This is a genomic window from Methylobacterium mesophilicum SR1.6/6 (assembly GCF_000364445.2).
Lineage (GTDB): Bacteria > Pseudomonadota > Alphaproteobacteria > Rhizobiales > Beijerinckiaceae > Methylobacterium > Methylobacterium mesophilicum_A.
Map to the genome: position 1 here is coordinate 5,015,747 of NZ_CP043538.1, position 14,912 is coordinate 5,030,658.

General features: G+C 70.7%; 12 protein-coding genes. 5 read left to right on the plus strand and 7 right to left on the minus strand.

Going from position 1 to position 14,912, the window contains the following annotated elements:
- Positions 1-82: 82 nt before the first annotated feature.
- Positions 83-355: a hypothetical protein gene (locus MMSR116_RS23760; RefSeq protein WP_158169113.1), complete on the minus strand. Its 273-nt coding sequence runs from the start codon at positions 353-355 to the stop codon at positions 83-85.
- A gap of 221 nt (positions 356-576) precedes the next feature.
- Here MMSR116_RS23760 and MMSR116_RS23765 point away from each other — a divergent pair, with 221 nt between their 5' ends.
- Complete coding sequence (locus MMSR116_RS23765) at positions 577-834, plus strand: hypothetical protein (RefSeq protein ID WP_010685995.1); 258 nt, start codon at positions 577-579, stop codon at positions 832-834.
- Positions 835-1,060: 226 nt separating this feature from the next.
- Here the strand turns inward: MMSR116_RS23765 and MMSR116_RS23770 are convergent, their stop codons facing one another.
- Entirely contained in the window at positions 1,061-2,416 is a 1,356-nt protein-coding gene (locus tag MMSR116_RS23770; RefSeq protein WP_083920290.1) for a glycosyltransferase, read from the minus strand.
- 524 nt (positions 2,417-2,940) lie between these two features.
- On the opposite strand from MMSR116_RS23770, the gene dnaE reads away from it, so the two are divergent.
- Entirely contained in the window at positions 2,941-6,459 is a 3,519-nt protein-coding gene (gene dnaE / locus MMSR116_RS23775; RefSeq protein WP_010685992.1) for a DNA polymerase III subunit alpha, read from the plus strand.
- Positions 6,460-6,523: 64 nt separating this feature from the next.
- Here dnaE and MMSR116_RS23780 read toward each other — a convergent pair whose 3' ends face one another.
- Positions 6,524-7,147: a hypothetical protein gene (locus tag MMSR116_RS23780; RefSeq protein WP_010685991.1), complete on the minus strand. Its 624-nt coding sequence runs from the start codon at positions 7,145-7,147 to the stop codon at positions 6,524-6,526.
- Positions 7,148-7,322: 175 nt separating this feature from the next.
- On the opposite strand from MMSR116_RS23780, the gene MMSR116_RS31465 reads away from it, so the two are divergent.
- On the plus strand, positions 7,323-7,466 hold the full coding sequence (locus MMSR116_RS31465; RefSeq protein ID WP_191991834.1) for a hypothetical protein: 144 nt from the start codon (positions 7,323-7,325) through the stop codon (positions 7,464-7,466).
- Between the two features lie 3 nt (positions 7,467-7,469).
- Here MMSR116_RS31465 and MMSR116_RS23785 read toward each other — a convergent pair whose 3' ends face one another.
- Positions 7,470-8,162: a gamma-glutamylcyclotransferase gene (locus MMSR116_RS23785; RefSeq protein ID WP_010685989.1), complete on the minus strand. Its 693-nt coding sequence runs from the start codon at positions 8,160-8,162 to the stop codon at positions 7,470-7,472.
- Between the two features lie 19 nt (positions 8,163-8,181).
- Entirely contained in the window at positions 8,182-8,646 is a 465-nt protein-coding gene (locus MMSR116_RS23790; RefSeq protein ID WP_010685988.1) for a hypothetical protein, read from the minus strand.
- A gap of 158 nt (positions 8,647-8,804) precedes the next feature.
- Between MMSR116_RS23790 and recO the strand changes: the two genes are divergently transcribed.
- Positions 8,805-9,524 carry a DNA repair protein RecO gene (recO, locus tag MMSR116_RS23795; RefSeq protein ID WP_010685987.1) on the plus strand — a complete coding sequence of 240 codons (720 nt, stop codon included), beginning with the start codon at positions 8,805-8,807 and terminating at the stop codon, positions 9,522-9,524.
- Between the two features lie 248 nt (positions 9,525-9,772).
- On the plus strand, positions 9,773-12,019 hold the full coding sequence (gene parC, locus MMSR116_RS23800) for a DNA topoisomerase IV subunit A (protein ID WP_010685986.1): 2,247 nt from the start codon (positions 9,773-9,775) through the stop codon (positions 12,017-12,019).
- A gap of 150 nt (positions 12,020-12,169) precedes the next feature.
- On the opposite strand, the gene MMSR116_RS23805 is transcribed toward parC, so the two are convergent.
- Both MMSR116_RS23805 and gltA read right to left on the minus strand, forming a co-directional pair.
- Positions 12,170-13,039, minus strand: a complete 870-nt coding sequence (locus MMSR116_RS23805; RefSeq protein WP_244625701.1) for a DNA-3-methyladenine glycosylase family protein — start codon at positions 13,037-13,039, stop codon at positions 12,170-12,172.
- Between the two features lie 80 nt (positions 13,040-13,119).
- A complete protein-coding gene (gltA, locus tag MMSR116_RS23810) occupies positions 13,120-14,409 on the minus strand; it encodes a citrate synthase (RefSeq protein WP_010685984.1) in 1,290 nt (429 codons plus the stop codon).
- Positions 14,410-14,912: the final 503 nt, after the last annotated feature.

Here is a 14,912-nt window from a genome sequence, read left to right on the forward strand (position 1 = left end):
TTCAGGGACGCACGTCGAAGGTCGCACTGCCCTGGATCACCGCGCCGCGCGCGCGATGATGCTGCGAGCGGCCTCGAAGGCCTCAATCGGAACGGATATCGGCCAACCGCCCGGCGCGGGCCGAAGCCGGCTCTTCGTCCTCGCCCATGCGAAGCGGCGCGTCGCCCCGCTCCGGATTCATCCGCTCGACCGCCCGCGCCATTCGCAGATCGTAGGCGCGGTCGTTCGGGTCGCGGCCGCCCGTCCCGCGACCCGAACGACCGCGCCGGACGAAAAGCTGCAGGGCGGCGGCCCTGCGGGCTTCCCGGCTGCCGGATCTCGCGCCCTCGAACATCCCGAACGTCCGGCCGCGCATCGCGCCAGCGGCTTCTGGTTACCCTGGATGGCCGCATTCGCGGCATCGCCGGCCTGAACCCGAGGCGCTGCCGGCATCCCTTGGGGCACGGGTCTTTTAATCCATCGCGCCACGTGCGGGGAGACACCCCGCAAAAGACATCGACCCACTATATTGCAATTACGCAAGACTAAACAGAGCCGAACAACCGGCCTGTACTGCGTTATCTCTGGAGCCTTGCCATGAAGAACCGTATCGCCATCGCCCTAACCGCGCTTGTCCTTGGCGCCGCCCCGCTCTCGTCCGCCTTGGCCGGTGAGGCCCGCTGGACCGGCTTCGCGCCCTACACGCCCGAGACCACCGGCACGCTGGGCCTCGGCGTCCACGACAATCCCTACTACGAGGGCTGCCCGATGAGTTCGGCCGCCGAGGGCAACGCCAACCAGCAGACCCGCCTCGTGAAACAGTACGGGCAGACCGCCGGCGGCAACCGCTGCTGATCCGGAAGGCCAGTGCAGATGAAGCTCAAGGTCGTCTCCTACGCGATGATCGGTGCTTTCGTGAGCGGCCTGCTCGCGACAGTGATCGGCACGGCAAGCCTCCTCCTGAGCCATTGACCCCGCATTGCCGCAGCCGCGCATCGGGGCTCTGAGAGCCCGGCGGCCCGGCGACGCGAGATGGCAGCTGACACGATCTGCGACCGGGGTCAGCGACGCGGCCCCGGTTTCAGGCCGTCCAGCGGCGTTCCGCCCGGGCGCGGCGCGGACTTCCCACATCGCGGCCCACATCACTGCGTGGACTCGGCGTCCCCAAGCCGTTCGCGACGGCGATTGCCTCGACCTGCGCGCAGGCCTCCGCAGTAGCGTCGCGACCCTCCGCGATGCGCGCCTTGGCCTGCGCGCAGGCGCGGGCCACCTCCGGATCGGCCAGCAGCCGGCCGATCACCCGGGCGGCGCGAGCCGGCCGGAAGATCCGGCGGCTCAAAGTCGCCCCGAGGCGCCGGTCCTTAAGGCGCCGGCCCTCGTCGAAATGGTCGAACGCCACTGGGACGACGAGTTGCGGCACCCCCGCGGCCAGGGCCTGTGCCACGGTCCCCACGCCCCCGTGATGGACCAGGGCGGCGCTCAGGGGCAGCAGCGCGCTCAGGGGCGCGTAGGGCACGTGGATGATCCCGTCGGGCAGCGGCCCCGGGATCTGGCCGCCCTGCGGCGCGAGCAGGACGCCGCGGCGGCCCATCCGCCGGCAGACCTGCACCGCGGTCTGGAAGAAGCCCGCCCCCTGGCGCATGGCCGAACCGTAGGTGAACACGATCGGCGCATCGTCCGGGGTCCGGCCCGCGGCCAGGAACGACTCCAGTTCCGGCGGCATGGCCGGGACATCGCCGAAGCGGTCGACCAGCGGGAAGCCGAGCTGCACCGCCTGGGCCGGCCAGTCGGGCTGCGGGGCGGCGTACCAGTCCGGGAACATCAGCAGCATGGCGGTGGGACTGTTCCACCAATGGCGCAGCCGGCGGACCGGGTCGAGGCCGAGGCGTCGGCGTAGCGCGTTGAGCGGCGGCAGCGTGAACGGACCCACCGCGACTTTGTCGGTGCCGCGGTTGATGAAGGCGCGCAGGCGAGCGGGCAGGAGGCGCGGCAACGGCAATCCGGGCAGCCGCGGCGGATCGAACCAGCTCTCGATCAGGAACGGCATCACGTGCAGCGTGGCGGTGGGCAGATCGTAGAGATCCTGGGCGAGCCGTGCGCCCCAGCTCAGAGGCGAGGCCACCACGATCAGGTTCGCGGTGCGCGCCCGGGTGGCGCCCAGCCACAGGCAGGTGGGCTCGGCCACCTTGAGGGCGAAGTCGAACATCGGCTTGAAGCCCCGGCGCGGATGCCACAGGTCCGGCTGCCGGATCACTGCGTCGTAGTCGGCGGTGCTGCCGAGGGGCTGGAAAGCCAGGCCCGCCCGGCGGGCCATGGCCTCGAACGGGGCCGGGGCGGCGAGGCTGACACCGTGGCCGCGGGCCAGGAGTTCATGGCCGAGCGCGATGAACGGTAGCACGTCGCCGTGTGTCCCGACGGCTACGAGCGCGATCTCGATCCGTCCGACCGTCGGTATCGCGGGAATGACCTGCTCCTTCGAACCCCCCGATCCGACGACGCGTTCAATGCGCCGCCAGGGAGATGACAGCCCGGCCGGGGCGCATCAAGGTTCTTTTCACCATCTCCGCGAGATGTGACCCCGCGTCGCCAACGCCGCCTAGCATTAGAACAAAACATGAACATAATGAGCCATGCACAGAGGAGGCACGGCGATGATGAAACGGATGATCCTGACCGGGATGGCCGAGTTCATGGCGTTCGGAATGCTGTTTGCCGCGGTGGGCGCCTGGGCGGTAGCCTTGGCACCGGTTCGTTAGCCGGTTTTGACGGAAGCCCCTCCGGTTCCGGCCCGATGGGACTTATGCACAGGCGATCGGCCATTCGGCGCCGATTGTCCACAGGGACAGCCCGAACTGGTGCCCCCGGAGCACGGCCGGTGGATATCGTCCCGGAAGGCCCCGCCGCACGTCGACTTGAGCCGGCCGAGCGGGGATGCTGCACGACCCCTGAACAAGGTCGGCCATGCCACGCCAGCTCAAGGAGGTCGGATTCGTCCACCTCCATGTCCACTCGTCCTATTCCCTGCTCGAAGGTGCGCTGAAGGTCGGCTCCCTGATCAAGGCCGCGGTCGCCGACCGGCAGCCGGCGCTCGCGCTCACCGACACCAACAACCTGTTCGGCGCCCTGGAATTCTCCGAGAAGGCGGCGGGCGAAGGCGTGCAGCCGATCGCCGGCGTGCAACTCTCGGTGGCGTTCGAGGCCGCCGATCCGCACCAGCGGCAGGCACCGACCAGCCACGGCATCGTCCTGCTCGCCCAGGACGATGCCGGCTACGCCAACCTGCTGCGGCTGGCGAGCCGGGCCTATTTCGACACCGCCCTCGGCGAGGCTCCGCGCCTCGACGCCGCGGCGCTCGCCGGATGCTCGGACGGGCTGATCGCGCTCACGGGCGGCCTGGCCGGCCCCCTCGATGCTGCGTTCCGGGCCGGCCGGCCCGAGCTGGCCCTCGCCCGCCTGAAGCGCCTCAAGGAGGCCTTCGGCGAGGACCGGCTCTACGTCGAGCTGCAGCGCCACGGCCTGCCCGAGGAGGGGCGGATCGAGACCGCGCTCCTCGACCTCGCCGGCCGGCACGGCCTCGGGATCGTGGCGACGAACGAGCCCTTCTTCGCCAAGCCGGACGATTACGACGCCCACGACGCGCTGCTCGCCATCGCGGAGGGCCGACTCGTCTCGGACGAGCGCCGCCGCCGGCTCACGGCGAGCCATGCCTTCAAGACCCGGGCCGAGATGGCCGAGCTGTTCCGCGACCTGCCGGACGCGCTCCAGGCCACCGTCGAGATCGCCATGCGCTGCGCCGTGCGGGCGCGGACCCGCAAGCCGATCCTGCCGAATTTCGGCGCCGTGGCGGCGGGCGAGACGCCGCCCATGGCGGACGCGCTGGCGGAGGCGTCGGAGGCCGGTGCGCAGGCGGTCTCGGCCGACGAGCCGACCGAGCTGCGTCGCCAGGCCGAGGCCGGGCTGGAGCTGCGCCTGAAGCAGCACGGCACGGCGCCGGGCTTCTCGGAAGACGACTACCGCAAGCGCCTCGCCTTCGAACTCGACGTCATCGTGTCGATGAAGTTCCCGGGCTACTTCCTGATCGTCTCGGACTTCATCAAGTGGGCCAAGGACCACGACATCCCGGTGGGTCCGGGCCGCGGCTCGGGCGCGGGCTCGCTGGTGGCGTGGTCGCTGCTGATCACCGACCTCGACCCGCTGCGCTTCGGCCTGCTGTTCGAGCGCTTCCTCAACCCCGAGCGCGTCTCGATGCCGGATTTCGACATCGACTTCTGCGTCGAGGGCCGCGAGCGGGTGATCCGCTACGTGCAGCAGCGCTACGGCGAGGGGCAGGTCGGGCAGATCATCACCTTCGGCACGCTGCTCGCCCGCGGCGTGCTGCGCGACGTCGGCCGCGTGCTGGAGATGCCCTACGGGCAGGTCGACAAGCTGACCAAGCTCGTCCCGCAGAACCCCGCCAACCCCGTGACGCTCGCCCAGGCGATCGAGGGCGAGCCGAAGCTCCAGCAGGCCATGGAGGAGGAGCCGATCGTCGGCCGGCTCATTGACATCTCCAAGAAGCTGGAGGGCCTGCACCGCCACGCCTCGACCCACGCGGCCGGCGTGGTGATCGGCGACCGGCCGCTCGAGGAGCTGGTCCCGCTCTACCGGGACCCGAAGACCGGCATGCGGGTGACCCAGTTCAACATGAAGTGGGTCGAGCAGGCGGGCCTGGTGAAGTTCGACTTCCTGGGCCTCAAGACCCTGACGATGCTCCGGTGCTGCACGGACCTGCTGAAGCAGCGCGGCATCGAGATCGACCTCGCCTCCCTGCCCCTCGACGACGCGAAGACCTACGGGCCGATGGGCCGGGGCGAGACGGTCGGCGTGTTCCAGGTGGAATCGGCCGGCATGCGCAAGGCGCTCTGCGAGATGCAGGCCGACCGGCTGGAGGACATCATCGCCCTGGTGGCGCTCTACCGGCCGGGCCCGATGGCCAACATCCCGGTCTATTGCGAGCGCAAGCTCGGCCGCGACGCCGGCAACGAGGCGTCTTGGTATCCGGATCCGAAGCTGGAGCCGATGCTGAAGGAGACCTTCGGCATCATCGTCTACCAGGAACAGGTGATGGAGATCGCGAAGGTCCTAGCGGGCTACTCGCTGGGCGAGGCCGATATGCTCCGGCGCGCCATGGGCAAGAAGATCCGCGCCGAGATGGACGCGCAGCGCGACCGGTTCCTCAAGGGCTGCACCGAGCGCGGGCTGACCAAGGCCAAGGCCAACGAGATCTTCGACCTGCTCGCCAAGTTCGCCGATTACGGCTTCAACAAGAGCCACGCGGCGGCCTACGCGCTGCTCACCTACCAGACCGCCTACCTGAAGGCGAACTACCCGGTCGAGTTCCTGGCGGCCGCCATGACCCTCGACATCGACAACACCGACAAGCTCGCCGAATTCCGCCAGGACGCGCAGCGCCTGAAGATCGTGGTCGAGCCGCCCTCGATCAACACCTCGGGCGAAGTGTTCGCGGTGCGCGACGGCAAGATCTTCTACGCGCTCGCGGCCATCAAGGGCGTCGGCCGCGAGGCCGTGCGCGCGCTGGTGGAGGCCCGCGGCGACCGGCCGTTCAAGGATCTCGCCTGCCTCGCCCGCCGGCTGAACCCGCGGCTGATCAACAAGCGCACCCTGGAGAGCCTCGTCCAGGCCGGGGCGCTGGACTGCATCGAGCCGGACCGGGCGCGCGCCTTCGCGGCGGTGGAGCCGATGATGAAGCTCGCCGCCAGCGCGGCGGAGGCGGAATCGGCCGGCGTCACCGACATGTTCGGGGGCGTGGTGGCGGACGACGTCTCGCTCCGGATCCCGCCCCACGAGGTCTGGCCGATGGCCGACACGCTCAAGCGTGAATACGCGGCGATCGGCTTCTTCATCTCGGGCCATCCGCTCGACGAGTACGGCGACCTGCTCGACAAGCTGCGGGTGCAGAATTGGACGGATTTCTGCCGCGCGGTCCGGGCCGGGACCTCGAGCGTCGGCCGGGTGGCGGCCTCGGTGCTCGACCGGGCGGAGCGGCGGACCAAGACCGGCAACAAGATGGGCATCGTCACCCTCTCGGACCGGACCGCGCATTTCGAGGCGATCATCTTCTCCGAGGGTCTGGGCCAGTACCGCGACATCCTGGAGCCGGGCCGCCCGCTGGTGCTCCAGCTCCAGGCGAACCTGGAGGGCGAGGACGTGCGCGCCCGCATCCTGACGGCGGAGCCCCTCGACCAGGCGGTGGCCCGCCACCAGAAGGGCATCCGCATCCATCTGAGCGATCCGCGCGGGGTCGCGCCGGTGCAGCAGCGGCTGTCGATGCGGGGTGAGAGCGAGGTCTCGCTGATCCTCAAGCTCGACGGCGGCGAGCGCGAGGTGGAGATCCGGCTGCCCGGAAAATTCCAGGCGAGCCCGGCGCTCGCCGGACAGCTCCGGACCGTGCCGGGGGTGGTGCAGGTGGAGGTGAGCTAGCGGACCGCTGCTGAGGCCGCGCCCTCCTCGCGTGCGGAGCGAAGCCGCACGGAGCAGGGTTCGCTCAGAACGGCGCCGCGAGACATCCGCCGAGCGCGCCCTTCAGCGCCGCGGAATCGCCCTCGGACGGGGTGAAGGTCGCCGTCAGGGCCGGGTCGCCGGCGCGCGGGCTCGCCTGCGTCCAGGTCAGCTTGGTCCCGGGCTCGGTGAGCGCCAGCGCGACCCCGCGCAGGGGATCCTCGCCGCGGCGGGCCCCCGTCACCGTCAGGGTGAAGCCCGCATCGGGTCCGGTCGCCGCGCCCCGGACGGGCATGCGCACGGAGCGCACGCTTCCGGCGCTCGAGACCAGGATCCCGGTGAGCGGCGTCTCGCCGCCGGAGCCTTCGAGCCCGGTGACGTCGAAGCGCGGCGCCAGCTCGGCGAAGCGCGGCACGACCAGGGCCGCCGACAGGCCGGTCCCGGCCGGGTCGCAGGCGACGCGCAGGGTCGCCGGGCGCCGGTCCGTGCCGAGCGCCGCCGTTCCGGAGAGGTCGGCGGTGCCGCCGGGAGCCCGGGCGGCGCCGGCCAGCAGCGGCGTTTGTCCGGTGAGGATGTCGGACAGCCTTTCGCCGCGGCTGAGCGGCCCCGCCAGGAGGGCCGCGGCGGCGATGATCACGACCGCCAGGGCCACGCCGATCCGAAGCCGCATTCCATCCTCCACCTGGGGACATACCGGGCCGGCGGCATAGACGATCGCGGCCGGGCCGCAACCCTCCGTTCACCATGAACGCGGGAACTGCGCCGCGATAGCGCCTGCGTGCATTGCAGCAACTCCGTAAAAACCGATCGGTCCTATGCACGCTCGCTCAAGCCTGAGCGTCGCCATGCGCACGAAGATCCTGCTCGCCCTTACCCTGATGGTCTATCTCATGACCGGCCGCGCACCCGGCATCCGGGAGCCGCGCAACCCGGATGCGGAGCATGCGGGCGGGCGCGTCGCCGTCGTGATGAAGCGCGCCTGGGCCTGAGGCTCACGCCGCCGGCGCGCCGGTCCTGAGCCGCTCGGCCACCAGGGCCTGGAGGTTCCAGAGGTGCCGGTCGCGGATGCCGAGGCGCTCGCAGGCCTCCACGGTCCGGAACAGGTACTCGGCGCTCGGTCCCTTGTGCCCGCAGGCGGCGGCGATCTTGTCGGCGATCTCGCCATCGGAGAGGCGCCCGGCGTAGCGGTCGCTGGCGCGGTTGGCCAGGAAGGTCAGGGCCGGGACGGTCCCGGCCTCGGTGGCGACCGGCAGCCAGCGGGCGACGTAGCCGCGGCCGCGCATCTCCCGCCGCCAGACGGGCATCAGGGCCTCGCGGATCTCCATGCCGGGCAACCGGAACGCCACGCCCCGGCACAGACCGCCCCGGTCCAGCGCCAGGACGAAGCCCGGGCGGTCCGGCGTTCCGCGGAAGCGCCGCTGGAGCAGGCAGAAGCGGCGGTGGAAGCCGCGGACCGTCCCGATCCGCCGCTCCGCCACCGGGAATTCCGGGTTCCACATCAGCGACCCGTAGGCGAAGACCCAGAGGTCGCTGCCTTCACGGCCGGCGACGATGGCGTCGAGCCCCGGGCGCAGCTCCGCGTCGGTCAGCACGTCGAGGGCGCTCGGATCGTCGGGCACCGGGACGGCATGGGCACGGGCGATGAGGTCGAGGCTGAGGTCGAGGGCGCGGGCGGTCGCGGGCATGGCCGTCAACGCGGAGGCGTCACGGCTTGTTGCCCAGGATCTCCAGTTCGGGGAACGGCTGGCTGCGGTGCCCGCTGCAAGCCTCGTCGTCGTCGATCACCGCGAGCCGGTCAGCCTCGTGGCGCAGCGCCACCCTCGGCCGCTCGGGCTTGCCGAAGGTCCGGCCGCTCATGCGGCTCGACACGCAGTAGATCACCCGGCCTCCGTCCTCGATCGGGCCCGCGAGTCGGCTGCCCTCGAACCGCACCGGCAGCAGCGACATCGAGCCGAAGGCGACCTGCTTCAGGGTCAGCGCCGCGATCCGCGCCCGCAGGGCGGGGGAGGGGGCATCCTCGGCCGCGGGCTTCGCCTTCGAGGCCGCCGCTGCCGGGGTCGCGGCCAGCGCCAGCGCGATGAGGCCGCATCGGACCAGCCTCCGATCGCGCCGGCGTCGCGCGGAAGGCCGTCCGTCACGACCCCTCTCGCGGACCGAAAACCCCGGCATTGCCCGACATCCCCCAGTGCGTTTCGCCGATCGGGACGGGACGAGGGCCCCGAATCGATCCGGCACGCCGCATCGTAGGCGTTTTCGCCGCGGGTCAGGAATTTTTTCAGTCGCGATCGTGGCTGCCAAGATGGCCTCGGAATGCCTATCTCTGCGTGATGCAGTGGACCGATGAGGGGATCGTTCTGGGCCTGCGCCGGCACGGGGAGACCGGCGTCATCCTGGAGGCGATGACCGAGAGCCACGGGCGCCATCTCGGCCTCGTGCACGGCGGTCGCTCGCGCCGGATGCAGCCGGTGCTGCAGCCCGGCAACCGGGTGCGGCTGAGCTGGCGGGCGCGCCTCGACGAGGGCCTCGGTTCGTACGCCGTGGAGCCCCTGGACTCGCAGGTCTCGCGCCTGATCGCGTCGAGCCTCGCGCTCTACGGGATGGGCCACATGGCGGCGCTGCTGCGGCTGCTGCCCGAGCGCGACCCGCATTCCGCCCTCTACGAGGCCGCCGGGATCCTGGTGGAGCACCTCGACGACCCGGCCATCGCCCCGCCCCTGATGGTGCGCTTCGAGCTGGCGATCCTGTCGGAACTCGGCTTCGGCCTCGACCTGACCGCCTGCGCGGCCACCGGCGGCAACGACGCCCTGGCCTACGTCTCGCCGAAGAGCGGGCGGGCGGTGAGCGCCTCGGCGGGGGAGCCGTTCCGCGATCGCCTGCTGGCGCTTCCCACCTTCCTGCACGCCGGCGGTTCCCCCGGTCCGGACGGCGTTGCACAAGGGTTTACCTTGACGGGGTATTTCCTCGACCGTCACGTCTGGCGCCCCCGCGGCCTCGGGCCGCCGGAGGAGCGGGCGCGATTCGTTGCGCTCGGCCGCGAGGCCGGGTAATGTTCGTGTTCTGTTCCAAACCCGTCCGGGCTTGAGCGCCGCTCGACCCGGAACGAACAAACCCGTCCTTCCGGGGCCGCGGAGCGGAGCCCGGAATCCAGAATCGCGCTGCCGGCAGGACGGGTCCGTCTCCCCCGGCCTGTCGGGCGGATCTGGATTCCGGGCTCGCCTTCGGCGCCCCGGAAGGACGGATTGCTGCACGCGGCGGCGCTGCCTTCCGGCGGCCCCGCCCTGAGACAGGAGCCGTCATGGGCCAGCCCTTCGAGCCGCCGTCCGGCGACGGGATCGAGAGCGTCGAGCTGAAATCCGCGCTGGAGGAGCGCTACCTCGCCTACGCGCTCTCCACGATCATGCACCGGGCCCTGCCGGATGCCCGCGACGGGCTGAAGCCCGTGCACCGGCGCATCCTGTACGGGATGCGGCTGCTCCGGCTCGACCCGACCACCGCGCACAAGAAGTGCGCCAAGATCGTCGGCGACGTGATGGGCGACTTCCACCCCCACGGCGACCAGGCGATCTACGACGCGCTGGTGCGGCTCTCGCAGGACTTCGCCCAGCGCTACCCGCTGGTCGACGGCCAGGGCAATTTCGGCAACATCGACGGCGACGGGCCTGCCGCCTACCGCTACACCGAGGCGCGGCTCACCGAGGTCGCGCGCCTGCTCCTCGACGGGATCGACGAGGACACGGTCGACTTCCGCCCGTCCTACAACGGCGAGAAGGAGGAGCCGGTGGTGCTGCCGGCGGCCTTCCCGAACCTGCTCGCCAACGGCAGCCAGGGCATCGCGGTCGGCATGGCGACCTCGATCCCGCCGCACAACGCCGCCGAGCTGTGCGACGCCGCGCTCTACCTGATCAACCACCCCGAGGCGACCTCGGGGCAGCTCGCCAGGTTCGTCCAGGGGCCGGATTTCCCCACCGGCGGCATCCTGGTCGATTCGGCCGAAGCGATCGCCGAGGCCTACCGGACCGGCCGCGGCGCGTTCCGGGTCCGCGCCCGCTGGGCCAAGGAGGATCTCGGCCGCGGCACCTGGAACATCGTCGTCACCGAGATCCCCTACGGCATCCCGAAGGGCCGGCTGATCGAGAAGATGGCCGAGCTGCTTCAGGAGAAGAAGCTGCCGCTCCTCGCCGACGTGCGCGACGAATCGGCCGAGGACGTGCGCGTCGTGCTGGAGCCGCGCTCGCGCACGGTGGATCCGGTGATCCTGATGGAATCGCTGTTCCGGCTGACCGAGCTGGAGGCGCGGATCCCGCTCAACCTCAACGTCCTGGTCGGCGGCCTCGTGCCGAAGGTGATCGGGCTCGCCGAGTGCCTGCGCGAGTGGGTCGACCACCGCCGCGTGGTGCTGCAGCGCCGCTCGCGCTACCGCCTCGGCCAGATCGACCGCCGCCTGGAGATCCTGGGCGGCCTGCTCATCGTCTATCTCGACCTCGACGAGGTGATCCGCATCATCCGCGAGGAGGACGAGCCGAAGGCCGCCCTCATGGCCCGGTTCGAACTCACCGAGCTCCAGGCCAACGCGATCCTCGACACCCGGCTGCGCTCCCTGCGCAAGCTGGAGGAGATAGAGCTGAAGCGCGAGTTCGAGGCGCTCACCGCCGAGAAGGCCGAGATCGACGCGCTGCTCGCCTCCGAGCCGGCGCAGTGGAAGGCGATCCAGGCGCAGATCCGCGCCGTGAAGAAGACCTTCGGGCCCGAGACGAAGCTGGGCCGGCGCCGCACGACGCTGGCGAGCCCGCCGGATGTCGGCGGCATCGACTTCACGGCGGCCCTGGTCGAGCGCGAGCCGATCACCGTGATCGTCTCCACCAAGGGCTGGATCCGGGCGCTGAAAGGTCACGTCGCGGACCTCTCGGGCGTGGCGTTCAAGGGCGACGACACCCTGAAGATCGCCTTCCCGACCGAGACCACGCAGAAGATCCTGCTGCTCGCCACCAACGGCAAGGTCTTCACGCTGGAGGCCTCGAAGCTGCCGGGCGGCCGCGGCTTCGGCGACCCGGTGCGCCTGATGGCCGACCTCGACGACGGCACCGAGATCGTGGCGGCTCTGCCCTACCGGCCGGAGACCAAGCTGCTGATCGCGGGCTCGGACGGGCGCGGCTTCGTGGCGCCCGCCGACGCGCTGGTGGCCAACACCCGCAAGGGCAAGAGCGTGCTCGGCCTCGACGGCGACGCCACCGCGGCCGTGCTGGTGCCGGCCGACGGCGACCACGTCGCGGTGGTGAACACCGAGAAGCTGCTCTTGATCTTCCCGATCTCCGAGGTGGCCGAACTCGCCCGCGGCAAGGGCGTGCGCCTGCAGCGCTGCCGCAGCGGCAGGCTCCTCGACGCGCACGTGTTCAAGCTGGCCGACGGCCTGCCCTGGCAGGACGGCTCGACTGAGGGCCGGCTCGCCAACGTGTCGGTGCTGGAGAAGTGGCTCGGCCACCGCGCCGAGGTCGGGCTGATGATGGCGCGCAGCTTCCCGAAGTTCGAGCGGTTCGGGCGGTGAGAGCAGAACGGCCCCCAACCCGCCCCCTTCATCCTGAGGTGCCGGAGCGCAGCGGAGGCCTCGAAGGAGGGCTCCACAGAAGGCGCGCGATTCCTGGAGCCCTGCTTCGCTGCGCCCGCAAGGACGATCCGCTGACGTCATGGACGGCGATCACCGCCCCTTCACGGCCGCCTCATCCGCAGCCCAGAGGTGCTGCGCCGCGTAAGATCGATACGGCCGCCACGCCTCGGCCCGCGCCAGGAGCGCCGCCGGACTCGGACGCCCGGTGCCGGTCTCCAGCGCCCGCAATAGCCCGACATCGCCCACCGGCAGGGCGTCCGGCAGCTTGAGCGCCCGCATGGCGATGTACTGCGCCGTCCACGGCCCGATTCCGCGGATCGCCGTGAAGCGCAGAACCGCTGCCTCCAGGGATTCGGCCGGGGCGAACAGATCCGGGTCGGCGAGCGCGGCCGTCGCCAGCGCCCGGATCGCCGCGCCGCGGGCGCGGGGCATGTTCAGCGCCAGAGCGACATCCGCCTCGACCAGATCCGCCGGCGTGGGGAAGACGTGGGCTAGCCCGCCCATCGGCTTCGCCAGCGGCGTCCCGAACGCCGCCACGAGCTTCCCGGCGAGCCCGATCGCGGCCGCCACCGAGACCTGCTGGCCGAGGATCGCCCGGCACCCGGTCTCGAACGGGTCCCACGCCCCCGGCAGCCGCAAGCCCGGCCGCGCCGCCACGAGCGGGGCCATGACAGGATCCCGGGCGAGGCAAGCCGCGATGGCGGCCGGGTCGGCGTCGCAGTCGAACAGGCGGCGCAGGCGCGCGGCAACGGCCGGACCCTCACCCGAGTCGATGCCGTGGAGCCCGACATGCAGGCTTTCGTCCCCGGGCTGCACCGTCAGGATGCCGTGGCGCCCTGCCAGGCTCACTGTGCGCGCATAGGCCAAGCCGCCGGTCTCGACCGCCTCGACGCCGGGGATCGCCCGCTTGGCCAGGAAGGCGCGGATCGCAGCCCAATCGTAGGGCGGGTGGTAGGGCAGGCGGAGCGCGACCGCCTCCGCAAACGCGAAGGGCGGCCTCTCGGCCGCCCCGCTGAACTTGATCCGGGACAGGGGCCGCCTCAGCCGCGCGCGTCCACCGGCACGTAGTCGCGCTGGGCCGGGCCGACGTAGAGCTGGCGCGGGCGGCCGATCTTCTGCGACGGGTCCTCGATCATCTCGGCCCACTGGGCGATCCAGCCCACCGTGCGCGCCACCGCGAACAGCACCGTGAACATGTCGGTGGGGAAGCCCATCGCCTTGAGGGTGATGCCCGAGTAGAAATCGATGTTCGGGTAGAGCTTCTTCTCGATGAAGTACTCGTCCTTGAGGGCGATCTGCTCCAGCTCCATGGCGACGTGGAGCAGCGGATCGTCGGTCTTGCCGAGCTCCTTGAGCACCTGATGGGTGGTGCTCTGCATGATCCGGGCGCGGGGGTCGTAGTTCTTGTAGACCCGGTGGCCGAAACCCATCAGGCGGAACGGATCGTTCTTGTCCTTGGCCTTGGCGACGAACTTGCCGACGTTCTCCGGCGTGCCGATCTCCATCAGCATCTTCAGCGCCGCCTCGTTGGCCCCGCCATGGGCCGGGCCCCACAGGCAGGCGATGCCGGCCGCGATGCAGGCGAAGGGGTTGGCGCCGGACGAGCCCGCGAGCCGCACCGTCGAGGTCGAGGCGTTCTGCTCGTGGTCGGCGTGCAGGATGAAGATCTTGTCCAGCGCCCGGGCGAAGACCGGGTTCACCTCGTACTCCTCGCACGGCACCGCGTAGCACATGCGCAGGAAGTTCGAGGTGTAGTCGAGGTCGTTCTTCGGATACACGAAGGGCTGGCCGATCGAGTACTTGTAGGCCATCGCCGCCAGCGTCGGCATCTTGGCGATCATGCGGATCGAGGCGATCATCCGCTGGCTCTCGTCCGTGATGTCGGTCGAGTCGTGGTAGAAGGCCGAGAGCGCGCCCACCGAGGCGACCATCACGGCCATCGGGTGCGCGTCGCGGCGGAAGCCGGTGAAGAACCGGTTCATCTGGTCGTGCACCATGGTGTGGCGCGTGACCCGGTAGTCGAAATCGGCCTTCTGGGCGGCGGTCGGCAGGGTGCCGAACAGCATCAGGTAGCAGGTCTCGAGGAAGTCGCCCTGCTCGGCGAGCTGCTCGATCGGGTAGCCGCGGTAGAGCAGCACGCCCTCGTCGCCGTCGATGTAGGTGATCTTCGATTCGCAGGACGCCGTCGAGGTGAAGCCCGGATCGAAGGTGAAGGCGCCGGTCTGGGCGTAGAGCTTGCCGATATCGATCACGTCCGGCCCGATCGTGCCGGATTTCACCGGCAGCTCGATCGTCTTGCCGTCCACGGTGATGGTGCTGGGTGCGCTCATGGATCGTGGACCCTTCTGTGGCGACGTGGCGGATGCCGGCCTCGGGCGCCCCTGAACCGGTCCCGGGGGCCTTGAGCGCCCGCGCTATGCTGCGGGTGCTCACTGGCATGCGTTACCCAAACGGCACTGCAGCAGCAACGGGGTCGGTGACATCCGAACCCCGACGCCAAGCGGATTCGTCAAGCGAAGTCCACCAAGCGAAATCCGGGCCGCAGCCCGCAGTTCCCAGCCCGGGTGGCGACGCTGCTCCAGGGCGGCCGTGGCACCGCACCTCTTCTCCGCGCGCGGAGCGACGGTATTCACACCTCTCTGGCCGGAGCGCCCTCTCCTCCCCCTTGCGGGGAGGAGTTGGAGGTGGGGGTGGTGCAGAAGGCACCTCACGGCTCGATCCTGAACCACCCCCATCCCTGACCCCTCCCCGCAAGGGGGAGGGGAAAGCACGCTTCCTTCAGAGTGTTGGCGCCAAGCCGAGGTGTTTGAATCCGGTCGGCGCGCGCGGGGGA

Coding starts and splice junctions, on each gene's coding strand:
- recO (WP_010685987.1), top strand. CDS start 8,805: ATGCAGTGGACCGATGAGGGGATCGTTCTGGGCCTGCGCCGGCACGGG.
- MMSR116_RS23765 (WP_010685995.1), top strand. CDS start 577: ATGAAGAACCGTATCGCCATCGCCCTAACCGCGCTTGTCCTTGGCGCC.
- MMSR116_RS31465 (WP_191991834.1), top strand. CDS start 7,323: ATGCGCACGAAGATCCTGCTCGCCCTTACCCTGATGGTCTATCTCATG.
- MMSR116_RS23760 (WP_158169113.1), bottom strand. CDS start 355: ATGCGCGGCCGGACGTTCGGGATGTTCGAGGGCGCGAGATCCGGCAGC.
- MMSR116_RS23785 (WP_010685989.1), bottom strand. CDS start 8,162: ATGCCCGCGACCGCCCGCGCCCTCGACCTCAGCCTCGACCTCATCGCC.
- gltA (WP_010685984.1), bottom strand. CDS start 14,409: ATGAGCGCACCCAGCACCATCACCGTGGACGGCAAGACGATCGAGCTG.
- MMSR116_RS23790 (WP_010685988.1), bottom strand. CDS start 8,646: ATGCCGGGGTTTTCGGTCCGCGAGAGGGGTCGTGACGGACGGCCTTCC.
- dnaE (WP_010685992.1), top strand. CDS start 2,941: ATGCCACGCCAGCTCAAGGAGGTCGGATTCGTCCACCTCCATGTCCAC.
- MMSR116_RS23780 (WP_010685991.1), bottom strand. CDS start 7,147: ATGCGGCTTCGGATCGGCGTGGCCCTGGCGGTCGTGATCATCGCCGCC.
- parC (WP_010685986.1), top strand. CDS start 9,773: ATGGGCCAGCCCTTCGAGCCGCCGTCCGGCGACGGGATCGAGAGCGTC.